This is a genomic window from Variovorax sp. MPBD4-3 (genome assembly GCF_058809745.1).
Window position 1 is genome coordinate 127,201 of the sequence record NZ_JBXASW010000002.1, and the last position, 11,428, is coordinate 138,628.

The 11,428-nt window shown below is 68.0% G+C and carries 10 protein-coding genes; 4 read left to right on the forward strand and 6 right to left on the reverse strand.

Features of this window, described 5'->3' with window-relative positions:
* Positions 1 to 26 precede the first annotated feature (26 nt).
* The gene (locus AC1RVW_RS01685; protein WP_106937854.1) at positions 27 to 1,277 is read right to left on the reverse strand and encodes an ABC transporter substrate-binding protein; all 1,251 of its coding nucleotides are present in this window, start codon (positions 1,275 to 1,277) and stop codon (positions 27 to 29) included.
* Between the two features lie 412 nt (positions 1,278 to 1,689).
* Here AC1RVW_RS01685 and AC1RVW_RS01690 point away from each other — a divergent pair, with 412 nt between their 5' ends.
* Positions 1,690 to 3,030, forward strand: a complete 1,341-nt coding sequence (locus tag AC1RVW_RS01690; RefSeq protein WP_493197655.1) for an MFS transporter — start codon at positions 1,690 to 1,692, stop codon at positions 3,028 to 3,030.
* An 11-nt stretch (positions 3,031 to 3,041) separates the two neighbouring features.
* Here the strand turns inward: AC1RVW_RS01690 and AC1RVW_RS01695 are convergent, their stop codons facing one another.
* Entirely contained in the window at positions 3,042 to 4,262 is a 1,221-nt protein-coding gene (locus AC1RVW_RS01695) for an MFS transporter (protein ID WP_081270939.1), read from the reverse strand.
* A gap of 111 nt (positions 4,263 to 4,373) precedes the next feature.
* Here AC1RVW_RS01695 and AC1RVW_RS01700 point away from each other — a divergent pair, with 111 nt between their 5' ends.
* Together AC1RVW_RS01700 and AC1RVW_RS01705 are read left to right on the forward strand one after the other, a co-directional pair.
* The gene (locus AC1RVW_RS01700) at positions 4,374 to 5,354 is read left to right on the forward strand and encodes a LysR family transcriptional regulator (protein WP_106937852.1); all 981 of its coding nucleotides are present in this window, start codon (positions 4,374 to 4,376) and stop codon (positions 5,352 to 5,354) included.
* A gap of 73 nt (positions 5,355 to 5,427) precedes the next feature.
* A complete protein-coding gene (locus AC1RVW_RS01705) occupies positions 5,428 to 6,396 on the forward strand; it encodes a LysR family transcriptional regulator (RefSeq protein ID WP_493197657.1) in 969 nt (322 codons plus the stop codon).
* Between the two features lie 36 nt (positions 6,397 to 6,432).
* Here the strand turns inward: AC1RVW_RS01705 and AC1RVW_RS01710 are convergent, their stop codons facing one another.
* The gene (locus AC1RVW_RS01710; protein ID WP_106937850.1) at positions 6,433 to 7,107 is read right to left on the reverse strand and encodes a TetR/AcrR family transcriptional regulator; all 675 of its coding nucleotides are present in this window, start codon (positions 7,105 to 7,107) and stop codon (positions 6,433 to 6,435) included.
* Positions 7,108 to 7,232: 125 nt separating this feature from the next.
* On the opposite strand from AC1RVW_RS01710, the gene AC1RVW_RS01715 reads away from it, so the two are divergent.
* The gene (locus tag AC1RVW_RS01715; RefSeq protein WP_493197659.1) at positions 7,233 to 8,582 is read left to right on the forward strand and encodes an amidohydrolase family protein; all 1,350 of its coding nucleotides are present in this window, start codon (positions 7,233 to 7,235) and stop codon (positions 8,580 to 8,582) included.
* Between the two features lie 38 nt (positions 8,583 to 8,620).
* Here AC1RVW_RS01715 and AC1RVW_RS01720 read toward each other — a convergent pair whose 3' ends face one another.
* The 3 genes from AC1RVW_RS01720 to AC1RVW_RS01730 form a co-directional block, all read right to left on the reverse strand.
* Positions 8,621 to 9,598 carry a Bug family tripartite tricarboxylate transporter substrate binding protein gene (locus tag AC1RVW_RS01720; protein WP_493197661.1) on the reverse strand — a complete coding sequence of 326 codons (978 nt, stop codon included), beginning with the start codon at positions 9,596 to 9,598 and terminating at the stop codon, positions 8,621 to 8,623.
* A complete protein-coding gene (locus AC1RVW_RS01725) occupies positions 9,595 to 10,302 on the reverse strand; it encodes a VOC family protein (RefSeq protein WP_285412496.1) in 708 nt (235 codons plus the stop codon). The genes AC1RVW_RS01720 and AC1RVW_RS01725 overlap by 4 nt, the downstream gene beginning before the upstream one ends.
* A gap of 224 nt (positions 10,303 to 10,526) precedes the next feature.
* Positions 10,527 to 11,348 carry an alpha/beta fold hydrolase gene (locus tag AC1RVW_RS01730; protein WP_493197663.1) on the reverse strand — a complete coding sequence of 274 codons (822 nt, stop codon included), beginning with the start codon at positions 11,346 to 11,348 and terminating at the stop codon, positions 10,527 to 10,529.
* Positions 11,349 to 11,428: the final 80 nt, after the last annotated feature.

Consider the following 11,428-nt stretch of genomic DNA (forward strand, 5'->3'; position numbering starts at 1 on the left):
CGGTACGCTGGGGTGCTTCGGCGCGCTCAGCCGACCAGATTGCGCGCAGGCGGCCAGTCGCGCGAATAGACCGGTTCGGCCAGGAACTTCTTCGGGTCGTAGGTCCAGAACTGGCTTACGTTGTCGTAGGTATCGACGATGCTGTTGACCAGCCGGCCTTCCTTGCGCTCGACCTTTCGCACATAGACGTTGCCCACCACGTTGCCGTAGCTGTCGAACTTCACCGGGCCGCGTGCCGTCATCGCCTGGGTCTGCTGCAGCGACGCGCGCAGCTGCTCCTTGTCGAAGGCCTTGCCCTTCATGGGTGCCAGTGCCGCATCGAGCACCGAGGCGCTGACGTGGGTGCAGGCCGCATAGAAACCGGGGTCGTAGCTGTAGGCCTTGCGGAAAGACGCGACGAACGCAGCGTTGACCGGGTTGGCGAGTTCGGCCGAGTACCAGTTCACCGTGACGATGCCCAAGGCCTCGTCGCCCATGTTGCGAAGCACGGCCTCGTCGAGTGCGGTCATGCCGCCGACCAGCGCGAGCTTGCCCCGCAGGCCGTACTCGTTGAACTGCCGGATGAAGCGAAAGCCGTTGGAGCCGGCGAAGCCGAGGAACACCGCGTCGGCCTCGCGGCTGAGCTGCGCGAGGAAGGTGCCGTAGTCGGGCGCGGTCAGGGGCGGGAAGAGCTTCTGCACGACCTTGCCGCCCGCCTCCTCGAAGACCCGCTGAAAACCCGCGGTCATCTCGTGTCCGTACGCGATGTCGTCCGCCACGAGCACCATGCGCTTGTACTTGAGCTTCTTCGCGCAGTAGTCGGCCAGCGGATGGGCGCATTGCGCCGACGTCGAGCTTGCACGAAACAGCCAGGGGCTGGCCTTGCGCTGCGTCATGTCTTCGGCCGCTGCCACCGGGAACACCGGGATCTTGCGGGCGCGCATGTAGTCGTCGGTGGCCAGCGCCTCGAACGCGGCCAGCGGGCCCATCAACACCTGCGCGCGTTCGCGCTCGACGAGTTCCTGTGTCTTGGTGCGTGCCGTCGACGGCACGCCGCCGGTGTCGGCGACGATCAGCTCGACCTTGCGCCCGCCCAGCATCTGCCCGTTGGCGGCGAGGTAGGCCTGCAGCCCGCGCTCCATGTCGAGGCCGCCCGAGGCGAACGGGCCGGTCTTGGCCGTCAGCAGCCCCAGGCGCAAGGGTTCGGCTGCGCCCTGGGCGCGCGCCAGCACGGGCAGGCCGAGCGTGGCGCCGGCAGTGGCGGCGGTGGCGATGAAGCGCCTGCGGTCGATGGTCATGGTGTCTCCGATCTGTGGGGGTGGAACTCGTCCTGCGTCGATCGTCAGTGTCTTTTTAATGATCGATTGATCAATAGTATTCGCTGAAAGGCACTGCGGCAAGACCGAATCGAGGCGGGAGAGGACGGGTTTTCCCGGATCGGCGGTGCGTGGCCCGCGCTTCCTTGGTGATCGGTCGATAGCTTGCGCCGCGTGGCTGTGCCCAGGGAGCGGAGGCTCGGCGCGCACGGATGAGCCCGGATTCGTAGGGCGCCCGGATCAGACCCGAAAAGTCCGACACGCAGAGAAATATTGTCCTTTTCGGACGTCAAGGCGACATTGATCATTTGATCAACGCCGCGCTTCGGACAGGACCGGCGGACCTCGAATGCGAGCCTCGCTCGCCAACTTCCCGACGTTATTGGCTTACGAAATGACTGCTACTCTTTCCGCGTCCGTCCAGCGAAAGGTGATCCGGCGCATCGTCCCGATCCTGATGCTGATGTACACCATGGCCTACCTGGACCGCATCAACATCGGCACGGCCGCCCTGCGCATGAATGCGGAACTGGGCATCTCCCAGCAGGTCTTCGGCCTGGCCGCCGGCCTGTTCTTCATCGGCTACCTGCTGCTGGAGATTCCCAGCAACATCATCCTGCACAGGATCGGCGCGCGCGTCTGGCTCACGCGGATCATGGTCACCTGGGGGCTGATCTCGGCCTGCACCGCCTTCGTGCAGAACGGCTGGCAACTCGTCGCGGTGCGCATGCTCCTGGGCTTCGCGGAGGCGGGACTTTTCCCGGGGCTGATCTATTGCCTGGCACTGTGGTTTCCGCCGAGCATGCGCGGGCGCATGCTCGTGATCCTGGTCCTGCCCTGGGCGGTGATCGTCGGCACGCCGATGTCGGCGGCCATCGTGCAGTACGCCGACGGCCTCATGGGCTTCTCGGGCTGGCGGATCATGCTGTTCGTCGAGGGTCTGCTGCCCGTGCTGCTGGGCTTTTACTCCGCCCGCTACCTGACCTCCAGGCCCGAAGATGCCGACTGGCTCACGGACGCGGAAAAGCGCGAGGTCATCGCCGCCAGGGAGTCCGATGGCGTCGCCGTGTCTGCGCATGCCGAAAAGCCCTTGCGCGCAACGCTGCTGCAACCGCACCTCGTCCTGCTGTCGCTCGCCTATGCGACGGCGCAGATGGGCTTCTACGCAAGCCTGATCTTCACGCCGCAGATCGTGCAGGAATTCGGGCGCCTCTTCGGCACCACGCTGTCGACCGTGCAGGTCGGCTTGCTGTCCGCCATACCGAGCATCATCGGGATGACGCTGTACTGGTTCTGGGTCGCGCATTCCGACAAGACGAACGAACGCGTCTGGCACGCGATTGCCTCTTTCGTCACGGCCGCGGTGGGCATTGCCGTCCTTGTGAGCGTGCGCAATCTCTACGCGTCGATCCTCGGGCTGTCGCTGCTGACGGCCGGCCTGGTCAGCGGCCCGATCTGCATCTGGCAGCTGACCGCGATCGGTGTCAGGGGCAAGACGGCGGCCGTCGTCTTCGCCTACGTCAACTCCTTCGGCATCGTCGGCTCCATGTTCAGCCCGTACTTCATCGGCTACCTCAAGGACCGCACGGGTTCCTACGACGCGGGGCTGCTGTTCCTCGCCATCGCGGCACTGCTGGGCGCCGCGCTGGTTTTCGTCGCGAGTCGCGGGATGCGGCGCGCGGGGCTGCTGGGTGCCAGCGACCGGCGCGCCGCCGTGCGCATCGAGCGGGCCTGACATGCGAGCCCTCAGCGCGCCATGCGCAGGACGAGGGCCGCGAGTGCGGAGGCCGTGGCCAGGGCCGTGACCGCCATCCACCCGAAATGCGCGAACAGCACCGCCGCCAGCGCGGATCCGATGGCCATGCCGATGAACATGCCGGTGAACAGCACCGCGTTGAGCCGGCTCCGTGCGCCCGGATCGATGCCGTAGACGATCGACTGGTGGGCGATCAACACGGCCTGGATGCCGAGGTCGAAGCCGACGGTGCTCGCGACGAGCACCCAGAGCTGCGCACCCGGCGCCATGAACAACGACAGTCCCATGACCGCGAACGACCCGACGACCAGCGCTGCGCCCAGCCGGGTGACGAGTGCCGGACCGCGGCGGTCCGCGACGCGCCCTGCCACCGGTGCGATCAGCGCGCCAGCGGCACCCGCCAGGCCGAAAGCGCCCGCTGCTGCGGCGCCGAGGTTGAAGGGCGCCGCGTGCAGCATGACTGCCAAGGTCGACCAGAAGGCGCTGAACCCGACGGACAACAGGCCTTGCGACCAGGTCGCACGACGCAGTTCGGCATGCCGGTGCCACAGCGCGCCGAGCGAGCGCAGCAGCGCGAGGTACGACAGGTGCGTGGTCGCCTTGAAGCGCGGAAGCCGGTTCCAGGCGACCAGGCCGACCACGGCGATGCTCACGCCGGCCACCGCGAACATCGCGCGCCATCCCCAGTGCTCGGCGACGAACCCGCTGACCACGCGCGAGAGCAGGATGCCGGACAGCAGCCCTGTCATGACCGTGCCGACGACCTTGCCGCGATGCGTTTCCGGCGCGAGCGTGGCCGCTGCCGGCACGATGTCCTGCGCCATCGTGGCGGCCAGGCCGATCACCAGGCTGGCGACGAAGAGCGTGGAGATGGAAGGCGAGAGCGCGGCCATGAACAGCGCGGCGCACAGCACGGCGGCCTTGATCAGGATGATGGTGCGCCTGTCGCGGCGGTCGCCCAGCGGCGCCAGCAGCAGGATGCCCATCGCGTAGCCGAACTGGGTGAGCGTCGGCAGCAGGCCCACGGCCTGCGTCGAGGCGCCGATGTCCGCGCCCAGCACGCCCAGCATGGGTTGGCTGTAGTAGAGCGACGCCACCGACAGGCCGGCGCCGGCCGCCAGCATCCAGGTGAGCGAGGGCGCGAGTCCTGCCGGTTCGGCCGGCCGGACTCCCGGAGCGGCCGATGCATGCACATCTTGAATATGGGACATGGTGTTAACCCTTAAACGTTTCGATGCCGCAAGTCTGACGCCGCTTGCAGGCGATTGGTAGCATCGTGGAGCGAACAACGTTTATTCGCGCGACGTATAAAAGAGGGATTCATGGCATCCACGCGGCCCGATCACATCACCGCTTCCAGCAGCGACCGCGTGGAGCTGCTGCAGACCTTCGTCCACATCGTGCAGGCTGGCAGCCTTTCCGCGGCGGCCGTGCAGCTGGGCTCGACCCAGCCGACGGTGAGCCGCCGGCTGCAGGCCCTGGAACTCTGGCTCGGCGTGAAGCTGCTGCAGCGGTCGACCCACGCGATGAAGCTCACCGAAGACGGCGAGCGGTGTTTCGAGCGGGCCAAGGCGATGCTGGCCGACTGGCATGCGTTCGACGCCGAAATGCGCGGCGTCGACAACGAACCCGAAGGGACTTTGCGCGTGGTCGTGCCGCACGCCTTCGGACAGGCGCTGCTGGTGCGTCCGCTGGCCGAATACCTGCGCCGCTACCCGCGGGTGTCCGTCGAATGGCTGCTCCACGACAGGCAGCCCGACTTCGTTGCCGAGGGCGTCGATTGCGCCATCCATGTCGGGGAGGTGACCGATCCGATGGTGGTGGCGCGCAAGCTCTCCGAAGTGCCGCGCATCGCAGTGGCGGCCCCGAGCGTGCTGGCCGGGAGGCCCACCCCCACGCACGCCGGCATGCTGGCGGACTGGCCCTGGCTGGCGCTGCGCACCTTCTACCGCAACGAGCTGATGCTGGTGCACACGTCCACCGGCGAGCGGCAGCAGCTGGCGATCGCCCCGCGCATGATCACCGACAGCCTGTTCGCGCTGCGCAGCGCGGCGCTCAACGGCCTGGGCGTGTGCGTCGGGTCCAGCTGGCTCTTCAAGGACGACCTGGCGCGCGGCGAGCTCGTCGAGGTGGTGCCCGACTGGCAGGCACCGCCGCTGCCCGTGTTTCTCACGTACCCGCCCGCACGCTTCTATCCCGCCAAGCTGCGCCAGTTCCTCGAGCTCGTTCGCCAGTCGGTGCCCGTGGCGCTGGACACCGCCGCACCCGTCGCTCCCATCACCCCCGCCACGGGCGGAACATGAGACCCGTGCCTAGAATTCGGCCTTCCCGCTGGACCGCCCCAAGACCACCCCTATGCATCTGATCGAACTTCGGATGCTCCGCCAATTCGTCAGCGTGGCCGAGCACGAAAGCATCTCCCGTGCGGCCGAGGCCCTGCACATTTCGGCGTCGCCCCTGAGCCGCACCATCCTGCAGCTCGAGGCGCGCGTGGGCTTCGCGCTGTTCGAAAGGGTGGGCCGCTCGCTGCGCCTGAACAACGCCGGTCGCGAGCTGCTGGCGAATGCGCGCGAGCTGCTGCGAAGCAACGAGACCCTGATGCGCGACCTGCAGCGCAGGGCCGACGGCATCGGCGGCACGGTGGTGATCGGCCACATGGCCGGCGCGCTCTACAACGGCATCATCCCCGGCACGGCGCGGCAGGTGCAGCTCGCCCATCCCTCGATCGCCTTCCAGTTCGAGGGCGCGGAGGAGCTTCAGCAGCTCGAGGCCCTGCGACGCGGCCGGCTCGACTTCGCCGTGCAGACGCAGGAGGTGACCGATCCCTCGCTGGCGTCGCGCCTGTACAGCACCGAGAACTACGTGCTGCTCATGCCCAAGCGGCACCCGCTCGTCGCGGTGGCCGATATCCCCTTGCAGATGCTCGTCGACGCGCAGTGGGTGGTGACGCCCGAACGCAGCGGGCCCTCGCTGCGCGCGAAATTCATGACGGCCTGCCGCCGGCTGGGGTTCGAGCCGCGCGTGGCTTGCGTGGCGGGCGACATCGTCTCGGCGCTCGCGCTGGTGGCCAACGAGTTCGGGTTGTGCGCGGCGCAGGAAAGCCTGGTGCAGTTCGCCGGCGAAATGATCGTCGCGCGGCCGCTGCCGCTGCTGGAGATGCAGACCGAGTACCGGATCGTCTGGCGGCCGGAGGCCGTGTCGCCCGCGGCGCAGCGCTTTCTCGATGCGCTGCCGCACGTGCCGCACCCTGCGCGCGTGCGCCGCGCGGCGCCGCCGAAGCACAGCGCGGCGCGGCCGGTGCGCGGGCGTGGCGAGGGCGCGCGAGGCCGTGCCTCCAAGCGCTGAGCGTGCGGTGCGCGGCCGCACGGCCTGCAGTCGCGCTCAGGACCGTTGCGCCTTCAGCACCACCGGCACGCCGGCAATGAAGGCATCGACACGCATGTCGATGAGCCGCTCGAGATTCCTGGGCGTGGGCAATTCGTAGATCCACTTGCGCACGCCGATGTAGAAGACGCTCGAATGCATGGCCCAGACGAGCTCGACCTCCTCGTCTTCTTCCTGGGCGTTGCGCGGTTCGGGAATGCCGTGGCTGTGACGCAGCTCGCGGGCAATCACCACGAAGTGCCGCTCGCGCAGGCGCGCGAGGTATTTCTGGTTGATGCCGCCGCGGCTGAGGCCCGCGTAGATGAAGATGCGCACCCATTCCCCGCGCAGCACGAAGCGCGCGTAGTCCTTCAGGTAGCGCTTGAGCCGCTCGGGCAGCGGCACCGAGCGGTCCGCCAGCCATTCTTCCCATTCCGGGTTCCAGCGCCGCACGAACACGTCCTCGTAGACGCGGTCGACCAGCGCCTCCTTGGTGGGAAAGTAGCGGTAGAGCAGGGGCTGCGTGATGCCGAGCTCGCCGGCCAGTTCGCGGGTGCTGGCATCGAAGCCCTTGCGCGCGAAGAACGCGGTCGCCGCCTGCACGATCTGGTGTTCGCGGTCCTCTGGCGCGAGGCGCCTTCGCGCCGGCGGCGCCGCGCTGTCTTGGACCCCGGGGGGCTTGCTGGTGGCCATGTGGGTCGGGATGTCCCTGGTTTATTGATCGATTGACAAATTATCTCGCCCGCCTCAAAGTGATCGGACGATAAACAAAGGCGCCTGACGCGTCAAGGCGAGCGCCACGCGACGGAAATGATCCCATGAACCAGAGGACCTTGATCCGCAACGCCGACGTCATCACCATGGAGGATGCGTGCGGCGAGATCCGGGGATGCGACATCCTGATCGACAGCGGCGCCATCGTGCGGGTCGCGCCGGACATCGCGTCCAGCCATGGGCCGAGCTGCGAGGGCGCGGCGGTGGTGGACGCGAGCGGCATGATCGCGCTGCCGGGCCTCATCGATGCGCACAACTGCATGTGGCAGACGGTGCTTCGCGGCTATGTGCCCGACCTGTGGACGGGCAACTACTTCACCCGGCTGTTGCCGCTGCGGCGTTACTTTCAGCCGGTCGACAACTTCAATTCAGGCTGTGTCGGCGGCCACGAGATGCTTTCCTATGGCACGACGACGGTGGTCGACTATTGCCACAACATCCGCGCGCCCGGCTATGCCGACGCCGCGATCGAGGGGCTGCGCGAGTCCGGCATCCGGCACGTCTTCACCTACTCGTTCATGAGCGAACTGCCCGACGCCTTCGACAGCGAGGCCGCGCGCTTCGCGGATGCGCGGCGGGTGTTCGAGCGCTTCGACGATCCGGGCAGCCGCACCACGGTGAACTTCGGCATCGAATCGATCGGGACGGCGAACGTGGCCGGCCAGCTTGCGTTCGCTCGCGCGCTGGGCGCTGCGAGCTGCATTCACCTGAACGCCCGGGGCGACGTCGCGGCGCTGGACGACCAGGGTCTGCTGGGGCCCGATCTGCTGGGCATCCACGGCAACCTGCTCACCGACGAGGAGCTGCGGCGCATGGCGCGCAGCGCGATGCCGCTGTGCTTCACGCCTTCGGCGGACGTGCAGGGCACGCCCGCCGACGTGGTGCGACGCGCCGCCGAGCACGGTGTGCCGGTGGTGTTCGGCTGCGACGTCCCATGCCACGTGGCCTCGGACCCCATGATGCAGCTGCGCGTGATGTACGCCGTGCAGGGTTTCATCGACGGCCTGACGGCGCGTGCCCGCGAGGAAGTCACCGGCCGCCGGCCTGCGGTGCGTCCCGGCATGCCCCTGCTGCGGCCCGCCGACCTGATCCGCCGCGCGACCATCGGCTGTGCGCAGGTCCTGGGCATGGCCGACCGGATCGGCTCGCTCAAGGCAGGCAAGCGCGCGGACATCGTGCTCGTTCGTAAGGGCCTGTTCGGCGACTCGATCGCGGACGATCTGTGCGCCCACCTCCTGCTGCAGACCAGCGCGCGGGAGATCGACACGGTGTTCGTGGACGGACAGGCGCTGCTGTCCGGCGGGCGGCTGCTGAACCATGACGCGGGCCGCACCGCGCAGAGGGTCTCGCAGTCGAGGGCGGCCATCTTCGCTGCTGCCCGCAACGGCGGTTGAAGCGTCGCGCGGGGCTCGAGCCGCGCGAGGCCCGCGTCCTACTGGCGCATGCCCGCGAACTCGACGATGCGCCGATACTGGCCCTCGTCCTTCGTCATGATCTGCGCAAGGTTCTCGTCGCCGCGGCCGACCACGACGCCGATCAGCTCCAGGCGCTGGCGCACGGCCGGTTCGCGCAAGGTGTCCTTCAGTGCGGCCTGGAGCTTGGCGACGATGTCCGGCGGTGTCTTGCGCGGCGCCATCAGTGCATACCAGGCCACCAGGTCGTAGCCCTTGAGCGCGGGATGCTCGCCCAGCGCGGGAACGGCGGGCAGCAGGGCGATGCGCTGCGCGCTGGTCACCGCGACCGGCACGATGCGACCGCTGTCGATGAAGGGCTTGGCGGCCCCAGGCCCGAGGAATGCGAACTCGATCGAGCCGCCGGCCAGGTCGCTGCCGATGTTGCTCGCGCCGCGATAGGGAATGTGCGTGATCGACAGCCCCGCCTGCTTCTTCACGAGCTCGCCCGAGAAGTGCAGCATCGAGCCGATGCCCGAGGTCCCGTAGCTGTACTTGCCCGGGTTCGCCTTCACGGCCGAGACGAACTGCTCGAGCGTCTTCACGCCGCTTTGCGTGGATGCGACCAGCACCAGCGGAATGGCACCCACGTAGCCCACGGGCACCAGGTCTTTCGAGGCGTCGTATTTCTGGGCCGGATTGAGCAGCTGCGTGGCGACGAATTCGCTGCTGGAGCCGAAGACCAGCGTGTGGCCGTCGGGCGCGGCGTTGACGACACGCTGCACGCCGATGGCCCCGGCGGCACCGCCCAGGTTCTCGACCACGACGGGGGCGGCCAGCTGCCTGGCGAGGCCGTCGGCCACGGCGCGCCCCACGGCGTCGACGCTGCCGCCCGCCGGGTAGCCGATGACGATCGAGACGGGACGGCTCGGGTAGGCCACCTGGGCCTGTGCGAGGCCCGCCGCGAACAGCGCCGCCGCCAGCGCCAGCACGCCGCGGGCGCGAAGCAGCGCCTTCATGGGGCCTCCAGTTGCACGGCGGCGCGCCGGATTTCCTTGACGCCTTGGTCCGTGTCCACGCCGACGGCGTAGAAGCCCGCGGGGCCGCCGTTGTAGCGGATCTCGAAGGGAAAGCCGCGCGGCGAGGCCACATCGCCCAGCCATGCGGCCAGCGCCGTCTCGGACTCGCCGATCTCGATCCACGCGATGCCGCGCCCGTGGGTGGTACCCGATCCCGGAACGACCGGCAGGCTCGCCGCATGCGTGCCCGCGTCGGGCTTGAAATACAGGTTGGGCTTGCCCGACGGCCATGCCGTGAGAGCGCTGGGTGTCTGCAGCGCGAAGCCGCGCGTCCCGTTCATCATCTGGCGCCCGGCGTCCTTGCCGGTCGTGCGCTCGTCCACCGTGGTGCGATGGTGCGCGGCGAACGCGTCGAGTTCGTCGCGGGTGTCCGCGCGAAGGCACCAGCCGATGAAGCGTTCGCCCGCCTGCGTCTGGCGCGCCATGAAGGCCGTGAAGGGAACGCCGTCTCGCAGCTTTCGCTGGTCCACGATGCTTTCAAGCTCGATGTACACGTCCGGCGCCAAGGGCACCACGCGATGGCCGACGCCGTAGAGCGGAAAAAAGCCCCCGTCGTAGTTGCCCAGGCCCGTCTCCTGGCTGAGCCTGAAGGTGGATTCGTAGACGTTGGGCGTTGCGAGGCAAAGATGGTCGAAATGGATCAATTCGAAGTCCTTCCAGAATGGCGGCGATCGTTGGATGCGGGTGCTTGCGCCGGAGAGCTCCGGTACGCGTTCGACCGAATCTTCGGCGTCTTCACCATGTCTAGAAAGGACAATATTTATCAGTATTCATGACATTGCAGGTCATTCATGGCGCGCCGCAGCTGCTGCCAGGACCTGGGGCAGCGCCCGCGGCGGGATGCCCCTGCGGCCACCTCGCGCCGCGTTCAGCCCTGCGCGAACGCCAGCAGATCGCTGTTGACGTCATCCTTGCGCGTGGTGCACATGCCGTGCGGCGCGCCCTGGTAGACCTTCAGCACCGCACCCTGCACCAGATTCGCCGACAGCAGCGCCGAGTCGGCGATGGGCACGATCTGGTCGTCGTCGCCGTGGAGGATGAGGGTGGGCACATCGAACTTCTTCAGGTCCTCGCTGAGGTCGGTTTCCGAGAACGCTTTGACGCAGAAATACGAGGCCGGCATACCTGCCGCCATGCCCTGCTGCCAGAACGATTCGCGCACCCCTTCGGACACCTTCGCGCCCGGGCGGTTGAAGCCGTAGAAGGGCATGCTCAGGTCCTTCCAGAACTGCGAGCGGTCGGCCAGCACGGCGGTGCGGATTTGGTCGAAGGCCGCCAGCGGTGTGCCGCCCGGGTTGGCGGGCGTCTTGACCATCAGCGGCGGCACGGCGCCGATGAGCACGGCCTTGGCCACGCGCGCGGTGCCGTGGCGGCCGATGTAGCGCGCGACCTCGCCACCGCCAGTCGAGTGGCCGACGTGAATGGCGTCCCTGAGGTCGAGCTTCTTCACCAGTTCGGCCAGGTCGTCGGCGTACGTGTCCATGTCGTTGCCCTGCCAGGGCTGGCTGGAACGGCCGTGGCCGCGGCGGTCGTGCGCGATGCAGCGAAAGCCTTGCGAGGCCAGCGCGAACATCTGGTCCTCGAAGGCGTCGGAAGACAAGGGCCAGCCGTGGCTGAACACGACGGGCTGGCCACTGCCCCAGTCCTTGTAGTAGATCTCGGTGCCGTCGGCGGTGGTGATGCTGCTCATGAAGAACTCCTGGGGGTGAATGGAGCCTTCACTGTCGACGCCGCGTGTTGCGCGGGCATTGCAGCGGGCGGTGTGCCTGT